Raw genomic sequence first — 12,960 nt, forward strand, 5'->3', positions numbered from 1 at the left:
ACCCCCGGAGCCACCCCCGGAGCCGCGGCCGCCGGGCGCTCGTCCGCGGCCCGCGCACGCGCAGGACCACTGCGCTGCCGCGTCGCCGAGAGACTCGCCATGCGTTCGATCATACGTTCGAGCGCCACGCGGAACAAGAGGGAAGCCGCAGGTCAGACGTACGAGCCGACGCTCCGGCAGGTCAGGCGGTCGGAAGGTCGCTGAGCCGACGATCAGCATCAGCGGGACGACGAAGGCCCGTGAGGTCGTCCGTCGACCCGGTCCGGGGACATCCGGAATGGCGACGGCCACGACCTCCGACGGCGAGGTGCGCCGGACGAGCGCGCGGCAGATCGGGAGTCCGGCGCCGTCGCTCAGACCACGACTGCCATCAGCACGACGACGAAGACCAGTCCCGCCCACCAGAGCGGGTCCGCGGACGCGTCGGAGGGCTCCTTCGCCGGACCGGGTCTGGCGGGCCGTACGGCGTGCGGAGGGCCGACGGCCACGACGTCCGGCGACAGGGCGCCCACCAGGTCCTCCTCCCAGAAGCGGAACAGCTCGACCTCGGCCCGCCCGCTGGGCAAGGACCAGTCGTCCCGATGGCGTCGACGGAGTCTCGTGCGCTCCTCCTGTTCGTCGTCCCGTCCCCTCCGCGGACGTGCGCGGGGTGGGAGGTGGAGGTCCTCAGTTGCCCCGGTGACAGGACCTGCCGCTCCAGGCAGGCCGGTTCGGCGCGTCAGCAGCGCCCTCGTGATCCGTCCGCGACTGAGGTGCGACCAGGGTGCGACTCCGCCGTCGTGGGCGCAATGGTCGGCCGCACGAGAACCGACCGGATCGTGCGGTAGGACAGGTCCGTGCCCGAGAGCTTCGACGACGTCGCCCGCGCGCTGCACGCCGACGGCGTCCGCCACGACGCCGGCCAGGTGGACCGCCGGCGACGACGACGCAACCTGAGCCCGGACGCGGCGGCGCTGCTCTCCGTCGTCTGCCAGGCCATGGGCGCGCGCTGGGTCGTCGAGGTCGGGACGTCGAACGGCTACTCGACCCTCTGGCTCGCGCATGCCGTCCGGGACCAGGACGGCACCGTGCTCAGCGTCGACGTCGACGGGGACGCCCAACGCGAGGCGGCGGCCACCCTCGACCGGGTCGGGCTGCGCGAGCGGGTGCAGTTCCGCTGCGCCGACGGAGGTGCGGTCCTCCGCGGACTGCCCGACGCCAGTCAGGACGTCGTCCTCCTCGACGCCGAGCGCTCGCTGTACCCGCGGTGGTGGCCGGACCCCATCCGGGTCCTGCGGGCGGGCGGGGTGCTGGCCGTCGACAACGTGCTCTCCCACCCCGACGACGTCGCCGACGTCCGCGGCCGGATCGAGGCGGATCCGCACCTGGAGTCCACCGTCGCCCCGACCGCCGCAGGCCTGCTCCTCGCGGTCCGGCGCCGCTCGGCGGGCTGACGTCTCCTCCGGTTGGGGGGCCTCCTCCGTCCGAGCAGGGCCGATGACTGGCCCGGCGCGGAACGGCACAGGACCCGGGACGCCCACCGGACGACTGCAGGGAGCACATGCGCACCGGCAGCTGGGCGCAGGACCCCCTGCCCGCGGTCCGGGGACTGGTCCGCAGGGCATGGCAGTGGGAGATCTCCGCCCGGCGGAGCTCACGGCTGCCCGCGTGCGGTTGCGGCCCGACCTGGCAGCCGGCGCGCTGCGCGAGGGGGCCGACGAGGACGACGTCGACCGGCTGCTGCTGGCGTTCGAGGAGCTGGCGTCCACCGGCGTCCGGCACAGCGGCGCCCCGGTCCGGGTGACGGTGACCGGGACGGCGCCCGGCTGGCTGGTCGACGTCAGCGACGCCCGCCCGGACCAGCCGCCCGTACCGGCGGCCGACCGCAACCCGTCCCTCGGCGGGCTGGGCCTGCACCTCATCGCCTGGCTCTCGGCACGGCACGGCTGGTCCGTGGTCGGCCGGCGCACGCACGTCTGGGCCTGCCTGACCCTCGCCTGAGGGCGTCAGAACGCGAAGCGCTCCTCGTGCAGCGAGCGCACGTCGGGCTGCGCGGGCAGGACGGGGGTGTCGGTGACCTGATCGGCGGGCTGCTGCTGCATCGCGGCGGCCGGGGGGCATCACCGGGGTGACCTCCGGCGCCCGGAGCGCGAACCACAGCCCCAGGACGGTCGCGCCGCTCAGCAGGAGGAAGGAACGACGACCGGCGCCGGCCAGGCCTGCGTGGCGGCTGCTGATGAACTCGACTCCATGCCGTCCAGCGTCGACGGGTCCGGGCACCCCCGTCGTCGTCCGCGGGCAGGCCCTCGCCGTACGCCGGACGCGGTACCCGCGGACGGGTGTCAGGGCAGCACGGGCTCGACGACGGTCGTCGTCCCGTCCGCCCAGACGACGAGGCCCGAGCGGCCCGGCCGGGTCGCCAGCCAGTGCGCGGCCTCCGCCCCGTGCGCGTAGGCGGCGGTCGCGTCGATGTCGGCCCGGGTGAGCGACCCGGCGACCACGGTCACCGAGGCGACGCCGTCCGGGGCGCGGCCGGTGCGCGCGTCGACGAGGTGCGCCCCGCGGTGCGCGGTGCCCGAGGTGGCGACCGCGCCGCTGTACACCGGGAGGACCGCCAGCACCCGCCGGGGGTCGGCCGGGTCCTCGACACCGATCCGCCACGGCCGGCCGGCCGGGTCCGCCGTCGCGCAGGTCATGTCCCCGCCGGCGGACAGGCAGAAGTCGGTCCCCGGCAGGGCCCGCAGGTGCTCGGCGGCGCGCTCGGTCGCCCAGCCCTTGACCACGCCACTGGGATCGAGCAGGGGCCGGCCGTCGGGCCCGGGCAGCCACACGCTGAACGCGCCGGCCGAGTCCCGCTCCGCGGTCTCCCCCAGCGCCAGCACCTCGGCGACCTCTGCAGGGCAGTCCTCCAGGCCGAGCTCTCCGCGACGCAGCCGGGACACCGCCGAGTCCTCCCGGTAGGTGCTGAACACCCGGTCCGCCTCCCGCAGCGCGGCCATCGTCGCCGCCCAGGCGGCTCTCGCCGTCGCGTCGCCGGTGTGCCGGCCGCGCAGCGCGAGGCTGATCGGCATGCCCATGACGTGCTCGACGTACCGGGCGGTCGGCGGTGCGGTCACAGCCCGGCCTGGTCCAGCGCGCTCTGCAGCGACTCCAGGTAGCCGTCGCTGGTGACGGTGGCGCCGCTGACCATGTCGATGTCGGCGCTCTGCGCGTCGAGCGTCTCCTGCACGAGGACCGGCAGCGCTCGGGCGTTGATCTGCTGGTCCTTGCCGTTCCCGCTCGGGTAGTCGACCACCGAGACGTCGGTGATCGTGCCGCCGGCGACGGTGATCTCCACCTGCACCGGGCCCCAGCGGGTGGAGGCCGAGTCACCGGTGAAGGTGCTGGTGCTGGTGCCGGTCGAGCCGCTGGCCGAGCCCGAGGACGAGCCGGTGCCGCTGCTGACCGGGGCCACCGCGGAGGACTCCGCGCTCGCGGCCGGCTGCGACGACGTGGACGTGTGGTACCCGAAGAGCAGGACGAGCACGGTCAGCGTGCTCATCAGCCAGAGGACGATCCGACGCATCCCGGTCACCACCCGAAGCTCTCGACGTGGAAGCGGTCGGCCGGGACGCCGGCGGCCCCGGTCGTCCGGCGGACGTCCTCGGCCCACGGCTCGGGGCCGCAGACGTAGACGTCGCGGTCGGCGATGTCGGGCACCCACCAGGTGAGCGCGGCCAGGTCGGAGGCGGCGCCGACCCCGTCCCCGAGCCAGGACCCCGGCGCCCGCCGGTGACCCGGCAGCCACAGCACCTGCAGGCCGCGCTGCGCGGCGAGCGCCTCGAACTCGTGCTGGAACAGCGGCGGCCCGGAGTACCGGTACAGCAGCACGGCGTCGCCCGGCGCGTAGTCCAGCGCCTCGGCCAGCGCGCGCAGCGGGGTGATCCCGACGCCGGCGCCGATCAGCGCGACCCGGGAGCGTGTCCGCGCCCGGGCGGACAGCCGGCCGTACGGGCCCTCGACCAGCACCCGGGTGCCCGGGCGGAGCCGGCGCAGCGCCGCGCTGCCGTCGCCGACCACCTGCACGGTGATCCGCAGGCCCCGCCGGCCGGGTGCGGCCGACAGCGAGTACGGGTGCGACCGGGTCCAGCCGCGGCCGGCGAGGAACCGGAAGCCGAGGTACTGCCCGGCCTCGACCGGCATCGGCCGCCGGGTGCTCATCCACACCGACACCACACCGTCGTCCTCGGGCACGACCGCGCTGACCCGGACGCCGTACCGGGCGCTGCGCACCAGCGGCAAGGCCACCCGCCAGACGAGCACCGACGCGGCGGTGACCGCGTACAGCCCCCACCAGAACACCGTGCGGGCGGGAGAGGCGAGGAAGTCCCGCCCGGTCCACAGCTGGTGCGGCAACGCCAGGCCCACTCCGAGGTAGGCGTAGAGGTGCAGCAGGTGCCAGGACTCGTAGCGCAGCCGCCGGCGGGCCGCCTTGACGCTGGTGAGGACCACCATCAGCAGGCAGCCCGTCCCGGCGACGGCCAGCAGCATGCCGGGGTAGGTGACGGTGAGGTCCCACAGCTCGCCCGGGGTCGCGCTGAGCTGGCCGGCGGCGTAGCCCCAGGTGGTCAGGCCGACGTGCGCCAGCATGAGGGTGAAGGAGCTGAACCCGACCAGCCGGTGCACCCGCACGAGCCGGTCCTGCCCGAAGGCGTGCTCCAGGACCGGCACCCGGGCCATCAGCAGCACCTGCACCAGCAGCAGGACCGACGCCAGCAGACCGGTCAGCCGCCCGGTGGAGGTGAGCCCGTCGGCCCACGAGCCCAGGTCGGAGAACCCGCCACCGGCGGCCCACCAGTACGCGACCAGCAGCAGGCCCGCCCACAGCGCCACCACCGCGGCCAGCCGGACGCCGGCGTCGAGCCGGGCACGGGCCGACGGCGGGGCGGTGGCATGGGCGGCCCGGACGGCGCGGCCCGCGGGAGCGGGGAGGGACTCGGTGAGCACGGCACCAGCCTGGCCCGCGGCGCCCGGCCCGTCGTCGTCCGGCGGCAGGCTCCCGCCGTACTGCTGCCGCGGTATCCCCGGTCAGCTGCGAGCCTGCGGCCGGACGACGCCGCGGTCTCCTCCGCCGGGAGAGGCTCTCCCCATGACACCGACCGCGCCGGGGGCAGGGCGATGAGCGCCTTCGCCGACATCGCCTCGATCGCCGAGCAGGTCGCGACGAGCGCGGGCTACGCCGGGCCGGCCGTCGTCATGGCCGCCGGGGAGGTGCTGCCGATCCCGTCGGAGGTCGTCCTCCCGCTGGTCGGCGCCCAGGTCTCGGCCGGTCAGCTGCTGTTCTGGGCGGCCACCCTCGCCGCCACCCTCGGCTCGGTGCTCGGCGCGTGGGCGCTGTACGCGGTGGGCCGGTGGGGCGGGCGGCCGGCGGTGCTGCGGCTCTCCCGGCTGCTGGGCGTCCGCGAGGAGCGGATGTCCCGCGCGGAGTCGTGGTTCACCCGGCACGGGACGGTCGTCGTGCTGGTCAGCCGGGTCGTCCCCGGTCTCCGCGGTCTGGCGTCCGTCCCCGCTGGGACGCTGCGCATGCCGATGGCCCGGTTCCTCGCGCTGACCGCCGTCGGCGCGTTCTGCTGGAACGCGAGCCTGATCGGCGGGGGCCTGCTGCTGGCCGACCGCTGGCGGTCCGTCCTCGACGCGGCGGCCGGTGCCGCCCCGTACCTGCTCCTCGCAGCCGCGGTCGCCGCGCTGCTCTGGACGTCGCAGCGCGCCCGGTTCCGCGCGGCCAGGCCGTGACCGCGGTGTCCGACGTCCGGCGACCGACCGCAGGACCGGCTGCCGGGCACCCCGGGTCGCGGCTGGCCGCCGGGGTGCCGAGGATGATCGAGATGGGCAACGTGGCGAGGGTCTGGCGATGGGGGCAGGCGCACCCGCGGTTCGTCGACGTCGCGGTCGCGGCGGCCCTCCTGCTGCTCACGCTGCTGACGCTGCCCGGGCTCTCCCAGGGCCACGGCCCCGGCGGCCCCGGCGACCTCGACGACCGCGGCGTGGGCGCCGGCACCACGCTGCTGCTGGCGCTGGCAGCGCTCCCCCTCGTCCTCCGACGCAGCCACCCGATGCCGGTGTGGGCGGCGACCGCGGTCCTCGGCGTGCTCGCGGTCCTGAGCAGCGACGGCCGGCTGCCCCTGCCGCTGCCGCTCTTCCTCGCCCTGTACACCGTGGGCCGGCTGCTGCCGGTCAGCCGCACCGTCGTCGCCACGGCCGTCACCGCCGTCGCCTACGCCGTCACCATGGCGCTGGTCATGGGCAGCTGGCTCGACGACCGCGGTGACCTGCCGGCGCTGGCCACCGTGGCGCTCAGCGGTGCGGCGGCCGCGGTGGGCGTCGCAGTCCGGAGCCAGCGGGCCGCGCTGACCGCGGCGCAGGCCCGGGCGCACCAGGCCGAGCTGACCCGCGAGGAGGAGGCCGAGCGGCGGGTGACCGACGAACGGCTGCGCATCGCCAGGGAGCTGCACGACGTCGTCGCCCACCACATCTCGGTGATCAACGTGCAGGCCGGCGTCGCCCGCCACCTGATGGCCGCCGACCCCGAGCAGGCCCGCACCGCTCTCGGTCTGGTGCGCGAGGCGAGCAAGACCGTGCTGTCGGAGATGTCGGCGGTCGTCGGCCTGCTGCGCACGCAGGACGAGGACGTGCCCACCGAGCCCGCCCCCGGTCTCTCCCGGGTGCCCGCGCTCGTCGAGTCCCTCCGGCGGGCCGGGCTGCAGCTGAGCTGGACCTCCACCGGTGACCCGTACCCGTTGGCGCCGATCCCGGACCTGACCGCCTACCGGGTCGTGCAGGAGTCGCTCACCAACGCCGTCAAGTACGGCACCGGCTCCGCCGACCTCGTCATCGACCACCGGCCGGAGGCGGTCACCATCGACGTGCGCAACCCGGTGGACCCGAGCCGTCCGGGGTCGCCCGACGCGGGTCACGGGCTCATCGGCATGCGGGAGCGGGTGGAGGCCGTCGGCGGGCTCCTGGTGACCGGGGCGGACGGCGACGGGACCTTCACCGTCCACGCCGCGGTCCCCCGGAGGTCGGCGTGACGATCCGGGTGCTGCTGGCCGACGACCAGGTCCTCATCCGCTCGGGCTTCGCCGCGCTGATCGGCAGCGACGCCGACCTGGAGGTGGTCGGCGAGGCCTCCGACGGCGCGGAGGCCGTGCGGCAGGCGTTCGAGCTGCGCCCGGACGTCGTCCTCATGGACATCCGGATGCCGGGGGTGGACGGGCTGACGGCGGCCCGGCAGATCACCGAGTCGCCCGAGCTGGCCGCCGTCCGGGTGATCGTGCTGACCACCTTCGAGGCCGACGAGTACGTCCTGCAGGCGCTGCGCTCGGGTGCCAGCGGTTTCCTCGGCAAGAGCGTGGAGCCCGAGGAGCTGCTCGACGCCATCCGGGTGGTCGCCCGCGGCGACGCGCTGCTGTCCCCCCGGGCCACCCGCAGCCTCATCGCCCGGTTCCTCGACCAGCCCGAGCACGGCCGCCCTCCGTTGCCCGGGACGATCCTGGACGTCCTCACCGAGCGGGAACGCGAGATGGTGGCCCTCGTCGCCCATGGGCTCAGCAACGAGGCCATCGCCGGGCGGCTGTTCCTCTCCCCGCTGACGGTGAAGACCCACGTCAACCGGGCGATGAGCAAGCTGGGGGCCCGCGACCGCGCGCAACTGGTCGTGCTGGCCTACCAGACCGGTCTGGTCCGGGCCGGCGACCCCGAGCCCCGCTGAGGTCCCGGCCTACTGCAGGCGCAGCAGGCGACGCACTCCGCCAGGAGGATGGCAGGACGCGCCGGCGTCCCTACCGTCGTCGGCATGACGTCAGGGACGACGCACGACCAGCACCCCGGGACCGGACATCGGCTCCGCGCCTCGGACGCCGAGCGCATGGCGACCGTCGACCTGCTCAAGGACGCGGTGGCCGCCGGGCTGCTGTCCCCGGACGAGGGCAGTGAGCGGATGGCGACCGCGTTCGCGGCCCGGTACCGCGACGAACTGCCCGCCGTCACGGCCGACCTCCCCGCGCAGGCTCCCCCGGCGCCCGCCGCCGCGGCCGGCTGGCGCGCGCTCGCCGCGGCCCTGGTCGCCCAGCTCCGGCAGGAGGTGGCCAGCACCCGGGCGGCCGGCGTCCGGTCCCGGCGCGCGCTCGTCACCGCCGTCGTCGCGGTCGTGCTGGTCGCGGTGCTGGTCAGCCTGGTCGTCCACGGGCTGTGGGACGGCGGCCCCGGCGACGGGTTCCGCGGCGACCGCCGGTAGGGGCACCGCCCTCCGTCCCGTGCCGCAACGCCATCAGCAGCGCCGGCCAGCCGAGGGCGAGTCCGGCGCCGAGCAACCCACCGGCGACCGTGTCGGAGAGCCAGTGCGCCCTCAGGTACACCCGGGACAGCGCCATGACGACGGCGAACAGCACCGCGCGCACCTCCCAGCGCCAGCGCATGGGCCCCGGGGCGGCGACGACGAGCACCACCCCGACCGCGGTCACCGCACCGGCGATCGCGTGGCCGGACGGGAAGGCCGCTCCGGAGGTGACGATGAGGCTGTCCGGCGGCCGCGGGCGGTCGACCCACGCCTTCACCGGGCCGATCAACGCCTCGCTGCTGACCACCGCCAGGGCGAAGGCGGTCAGCCGCAGCCAGTGCCGCCGCCAGGCCAGCAGGACCAGCGCGGCGACGCGCACCGGCCAGTTGACCCAGACGCTGCCCAACCAGGACATGCCGATCGCGACCACCGTGGTCGGGCGGTTCTCCACCGCCCGCGCACCCCGCCACACCGCGTCGTCCACGGCCTGCACCGCCGGCTGGGTGACCGGCCAGGCCACCAGCACGCTCACCACCAGGGCGGCTGCCAGCAGCGCACCGCCGATCACCAGGGCCCGCCGGGTGTCGACGAGCATCAGCGCGGGTGCCCGAGGACCAGCCGGACTCCCCCGGCGACCGCCAGCCCCAGCGCGGCACCGCCGACGACGTCCAGCGGCAGGTGCGCGCCGACGTACACGCGCGCCAGGCACACCGCGGCGACCAGGGCGCTGCAGCCGATCCGGGCCCGTCGGCCCAGCCACGGCCAGGCGACGACGAGCAGGCTGGTGACCACCGCGGCGTGCCCGGAGACGTAGCCGCGGCCCAGCGCCGCGGCACCCCGGACGACCACGTCGGAGAGCAACCCGTCGGGCCGGCCGCGCGGCACCACCCCCTTCACCTGCTTGGCCAGCAGGTACACGGCCGCCCCGGCGAGCAGCAGCCCGGCCGCCAGCCGCCAGCGGCGGAACGCCGCCGCGACCGCGGCGGCGCACGGCACGACGACGACGTTGCCCAGCTGCATCACCGGCCAGACGAGGACGAAGGGCAGGACCGTCGTCGCGTTCAGCGCCCGGAAGACCGCCGTCTCGGCGGCGCTGACCGAGTCCGGGTGCACCGGCAGGGACACCAGCACCAGCAGGGCCGCGCCGCCGACGAGCAGCAGCGCGTCGCGCGGCCGGCGGACGACCCGGGCGGTCCGGGGAGTCCGCGCGGTGGTCGTCATGCCGACTCGGGGACCAGGTCGGTGCGCGGGGCGGTGTTGGGCTCGCGCCGCCACGAGGTGTTGCGCTGCCAGAAGACGTAGGTGAGCACCCCGAACGGGATCGGGAGGACGTAGGTCAGCACGCGGAAGACGAGCACCCCCGCGGCGACGGCGGGGCGGTCCCCACCGGCGGCGGCCAGCCCGCTGATCATCGCCACCTCGATGACCCCCAGACCGCCCGGCGTGAACGGGATGGCAGTGAGCAGCCGCGCGAAGGCGAACACCGCCAGGGCCTCGGCCCAGCCGACCTGGTCGGCGCCGACCCCGCAGAACCGCAGCGCCAGCAGCAGCACCAGGAACAGCGACAGGTGGCTGACGACCGTGGCCAGGGTCAGCCAGTGCCAGCGGGCGCGCAGCAGCAGCACGGTGCGGTCGCGGAACTTGGTCAGCGCCAGGTCCCAGCCGTGCACGGGCGGCCGGTGCACCAGCCGCAGCAGCGCCGACACCCAGCGGGCCAGGGTCTGCCCCACCCGGGCCGCACTGGCCCGGCTGCGCAGCACCAGCCACAGACCGACCACGGCGGCGACGAGGCCGGCGACGCCGAGCAGGCCGGCCAGCAGCCGGCCGGGCGTCGGCGGCGCGGTGAAGGCCAGCAGCGCGAGCGCCACGACCGGCAGCCCCAGCTTGGCGAAGTTGTTCCACAGCCCCGAGGTCAGCAGCGACACCGACGTCCGGGAGCGGGAGAACCCCCAGGAGGAGTTCATCGCGTAGGTGAGTCCCATCGCGACGGCCGCGCCACCGACCAGCGTGTTCGCCACCGCCGTGGTCGTCTCGGTGGAGACCGTGGCCTGCCGCAGCGTCATCCCGGGCGTGGTGGTGACCATGACGAACTGGTACGTGGCCAGGTTCCACAGCGTCGCCAGCGCCAGCAGGCCGATCTGCACGGCGGTCATGTCCTGCACCGAGGCCCACACGTCGCTGAGGCTGGTGAACTGCGGGAGGAACCAGAAGACCATCGCCGCGACCAGCACGAGGGAGAACGCCGGGGCGAGCCACCGTCGCCAGGCCGGCCGACGGGGCCGAGCCGGGGGGCTGGCCTGTTCGAGTGTGGTCATGGCTGTCCGTCCCCTCCGACGGGGTCGAGGTCGATCCGTCCGCCGCTGTCGGCGTGCACCTGGGCCTGCAGGTCCTCCCGGCTGACCATGCCGACCGCCTGCGAGGCCAGCGCCTGTGCCTCGCCAGGGCTGCCCTTGTCCAGCCGGAACACGAACGTGACGCAGCCGCCGCGGAACACGTAGAAGCGCTCGCCCGCGTAGGCGGGGCTGAGCCGTCGCACCCGCTCGAGCCGGTGCGTGAACTCGTGGTCACTGGCGATCTCGATGGCGCCGGCGGTGTCGCAGGACTCCTCGAGGCGGACCTCGATCGCACCGGGGCCGTCCCGGTCGGAGTCCAGGAAGAACCGGGACAGCCCGTCGCGTACGTCCAGGTGCTGGAAGGTCCAGCCCGAGGGCAGGACGTCCAGGCACGGCACCCAGGACGACGTCGGCACCGACTGGGCCATCAGGATCACACCGTTGCCCGCACCAGCCCCGTCCTCGACCGGGCACAGCGGAGGATCGGGGATCGCGGCCGCGGGGTTCGCCGAGTCGTTGCCGCACCCGGCCAGGCACCCGGCTGCCACGAGGGCCACCGCAGCGGCCGCGGGCCGGTTCACAGCGGCGACCGGAGCAGCTCGGTCGTGATCCCGGCGCAGATCAGGGCCACGAACAGGGTCGCGAGGGTCAGCCCGGTCCGCCGCCAGCTCCACCGCTGGATGCGCACCGAGGGCAGCTGGTACGGCAGCAGGGCCACGAACTCCTGGTGCAGGTCCCGCCCCTGCTGGCGCAGCATCCGGCGCAGCTGGGAGGGCATCGTGAGCCCGCGGGTCGCGGCGAACGCCTCGGCGATCTCCTCGTCGGAGAACTGGGTGCGCGCGCGCCGGTAGACCCGCTCGGCATCGGTGCGCAGGCCCAGGACCAGCATCATGTTCGCCAGGTCGACCGCCTGCCGCCACGGGCTGGGCCGGACCTCGGCGAAGGCGGTGTCGATGATCACCAGCCGGCCGTCGCGGACCAGCAGGTTGGCCGGCTTGATGTCGCGGTGCGCCACGCCGATCTCCCACATCCGGCGGACCAGCGCGAGGCCCTGGTCGATGATGGAGTCGTCCACCTCGGCGTCGCCGACCTCGCGGGCGCCGGCCATGAACTCCGCGACCAGCAGGTACTCCCGCTCCGGGGTGATCTCCACGATGCCCAGCGGACGGGCCGTCGGCAGCCCGGCGTCGGCGAACAGGTGCATCACGTAGTCCTCGTACTGCACCAGCCGGCGCACGCTGTGGAACGGCTGCTCGTCCTCCAGGCGGCCGTAGAGGAGGGTGCGGCCGAGCTTGTACCAGCGGTCGGAGCGCACGTGGGTCGCCGCGTAGAGCTTGCCGAACACGCAGCTCTCGCCCTCCCCGGCGGCCTTGACGGTGATCCGCAGCGGCGTGGAGCCACCGGAACCGGACAGGTTGAACGGCTCCACGGAGGTGGCCAGCAGCCCGAGCTGGTCTTCCAGGGCCCGGACGATCGCCTGCCCCCGGTGGCCGGTGACGTCCAGGTGCGCCGGGCGTCCGCGGCGGTAGCGCACCGGGTAGACGTCGTTGGGGGTGAGCAGCCGGAAGGCTGCCAGCGGCACGGCCACGCCCAGGATGACCCCGGCGGCGATGTCGGTGGGGTGGTCCTGCGCCAGGTACAGGCGGGACAGCGCGGTGATCGCCAGCAGGGCGCAGACGACCCACTTGGCGACCGTGCGGTACCGGCCGGCGGGGACCAGCGAGTAGGCGATGTTGAGCAGGAAGGTGGCGAGCACGGTGACCGGCAGCGAGGGCATGGAGTAGCCGGCCCAGGCACCGATGATCTCGACCTCGAAGGGGCGGGGGCGCTGGAGGGTCTCGGCCATGCTCGCGCCGACCTTCGCCACGAGGATGCCGACGGCGAACACCACGAACAGGTGCCGCCACCGCCGGCAGACGAGCAGCACCGCGAGGTTGCCCAGCCACAGCACGTAGACGGCCATGTCCGAGGCCAGCACGCCGGCCACCTCGGCCACCCGGGTCAGCGCCGGGCTGCGGATCCGCTCGAACGCCTGGAGGACCCAGGTGTCGGCGACGTCGAAGCGGCCCACGCTGCCGGTGGCCGACACGACCACCCAGGCCACGACCACCAGGCCGGACAGCGCCAGCCACCACTTCCCCGAGGCGTTGAGGTGCCGGGGCAGCGGCGGTGGCTCGCCCGAGGGGCGCCGCCGGCGCCGGACACGACGGATCGCCGGCGGTCCCGCCCCCGAGGGAGGCACCGCGGTGGGCACTGCCTGCGGCAGCGAGGTCACGGCCGCTGATGCTCCCCCTCACCGGCGGTCCCGAACATCCCCTCCTGCGCGGCGATGCC

Annotated in this window: 15 protein-coding genes; 6 read left to right on the top strand and 9 right to left on the bottom strand. The window is 75.2% G+C overall.

Annotated features, from left to right (window positions below; all coding sequences use genetic code 11):
- Window positions 1-353: 353 nt before the first annotated feature.
- Entirely contained in the window at window positions 354-566 is a 213-nt protein-coding gene (locus tag FHL79_RS17265; protein ID WP_138759816.1) for a hypothetical protein, read from the bottom strand.
- Window positions 567-836: 270 nt separating this feature from the next.
- Here FHL79_RS17265 and FHL79_RS17270 point away from each other — a divergent pair, with 270 nt between their 5' ends.
- Both FHL79_RS17270 and FHL79_RS17275 read left to right on the top strand, forming a co-directional pair.
- Entirely contained in the window at window positions 837-1,433 is a 597-nt protein-coding gene (locus FHL79_RS17270; RefSeq protein ID WP_138759817.1) for an O-methyltransferase, read from the top strand.
- Between the two features lie 214 nt (window positions 1,434-1,647).
- Entirely contained in the window at window positions 1,648-1,980 is a 333-nt protein-coding gene (locus FHL79_RS17275; protein WP_246080917.1) for an ATP-binding protein, read from the top strand.
- Between the two features lie 341 nt (window positions 1,981-2,321).
- Here FHL79_RS17275 and FHL79_RS17280 read toward each other — a convergent pair whose 3' ends face one another.
- Genes FHL79_RS17280 through FHL79_RS17290 form a run of 3 tightly spaced genes read right to left on the bottom strand, consistent with a single transcriptional unit; the run spans window position 2,322 to window position 4,965 of the window.
- Window positions 2,322-3,095 carry an FAD:protein FMN transferase gene (locus FHL79_RS17280; RefSeq protein WP_218938501.1) on the bottom strand — a complete coding sequence of 258 codons (774 nt, stop codon included), beginning with the start codon at window positions 3,093-3,095 and terminating at the stop codon, window positions 2,322-2,324.
- A complete protein-coding gene (locus FHL79_RS17285) occupies window positions 3,092-3,544 on the bottom strand; it encodes an FMN-binding protein (protein ID WP_138759851.1) in 453 nt (150 codons plus the stop codon). Before FHL79_RS17285 ends, FHL79_RS17280 begins: the two co-directional genes overlap by 4 nt.
- Before the next feature lie 5 nt (window positions 3,545-3,549).
- Window positions 3,550-4,965 carry a ferredoxin reductase family protein gene (locus FHL79_RS17290; RefSeq protein WP_138759818.1) on the bottom strand — a complete coding sequence of 472 codons (1,416 nt, stop codon included), beginning with the start codon at window positions 4,963-4,965 and terminating at the stop codon, window positions 3,550-3,552.
- A 171-nt stretch (window positions 4,966-5,136) separates the two neighbouring features.
- Here FHL79_RS17290 and FHL79_RS17295 point away from each other — a divergent pair, with 171 nt between their 5' ends.
- The 4 genes from FHL79_RS17295 (at window position 5,137) to FHL79_RS17310 (ending at window position 8,251) form a co-directional block, all read left to right on the top strand.
- Window positions 5,137-5,751, top strand: a complete 615-nt coding sequence (locus tag FHL79_RS17295) for a DedA family protein (protein WP_138759819.1) — start codon at window positions 5,137-5,139, stop codon at window positions 5,749-5,751.
- Between the two features lie 83 nt (window positions 5,752-5,834).
- Window positions 5,835-7,046, top strand: coding sequence for a sensor histidine kinase (locus FHL79_RS17300; RefSeq protein ID WP_171058211.1), 1,212 nt, complete (start codon window positions 5,835-5,837; stop codon window positions 7,044-7,046).
- On the top strand, window positions 7,043-7,726 hold the full coding sequence (locus FHL79_RS17305) for a response regulator (protein ID WP_138759821.1): 684 nt from the start codon (window positions 7,043-7,045) through the stop codon (window positions 7,724-7,726). The genes FHL79_RS17300 and FHL79_RS17305 overlap by 4 nt, the downstream gene beginning before the upstream one ends.
- A gap of 84 nt (window positions 7,727-7,810) precedes the next feature.
- A complete protein-coding gene (locus FHL79_RS17310; protein WP_138759822.1) occupies window positions 7,811-8,251 on the top strand; it encodes a DUF1707 SHOCT-like domain-containing protein in 441 nt (146 codons plus the stop codon).
- Here FHL79_RS17310 and FHL79_RS17315 read toward each other — a convergent pair.
- Genes FHL79_RS17315 through FHL79_RS17335 form a run of 5 tightly spaced genes read right to left on the bottom strand, consistent with a single transcriptional unit; the run spans window position 8,184 to window position 12,901 of the window.
- Window positions 8,184-8,888, bottom strand: coding sequence for a phosphatase PAP2 family protein (locus tag FHL79_RS17315; RefSeq protein WP_138759823.1), 705 nt, complete (start codon window positions 8,886-8,888; stop codon window positions 8,184-8,186). The two genes, FHL79_RS17310 and FHL79_RS17315, sit on opposite strands and share 68 nt — an antisense overlap.
- Window positions 8,888-9,514: a phosphatase PAP2 family protein gene (locus tag FHL79_RS17320; protein ID WP_138759824.1), complete on the bottom strand. Its 627-nt coding sequence runs from the start codon at window positions 9,512-9,514 to the stop codon at window positions 8,888-8,890. The genes FHL79_RS17315 and FHL79_RS17320 overlap by 1 nt, the downstream gene beginning before the upstream one ends.
- Complete coding sequence (locus FHL79_RS17325; protein WP_138759825.1) at window positions 9,511-10,608, bottom strand: lysylphosphatidylglycerol synthase transmembrane domain-containing protein; 1,098 nt, start codon at window positions 10,606-10,608, stop codon at window positions 9,511-9,513. The genes FHL79_RS17320 and FHL79_RS17325 overlap by 4 nt, the downstream gene beginning before the upstream one ends.
- Window positions 10,605-11,207: a hypothetical protein gene (locus tag FHL79_RS17330; RefSeq protein WP_138759826.1), complete on the bottom strand. Its 603-nt coding sequence runs from the start codon at window positions 11,205-11,207 to the stop codon at window positions 10,605-10,607. The genes FHL79_RS17325 and FHL79_RS17330 overlap by 4 nt, the downstream gene beginning before the upstream one ends.
- Entirely contained in the window at window positions 11,204-12,901 is a 1,698-nt protein-coding gene (locus tag FHL79_RS17335; RefSeq protein ID WP_138759827.1) for a phosphatase PAP2 family protein, read from the bottom strand. Before FHL79_RS17335 ends, FHL79_RS17330 begins: the two co-directional genes overlap by 4 nt.
- Window positions 12,902-12,960: the final 59 nt, after the last annotated feature.

Source organism: Modestobacter altitudinis (assembly GCF_005930475.1).
GTDB classification, from domain to species: domain Bacteria; phylum Actinomycetota; class Actinomycetes; order Mycobacteriales; family Geodermatophilaceae; genus Modestobacter; species Modestobacter altitudinis.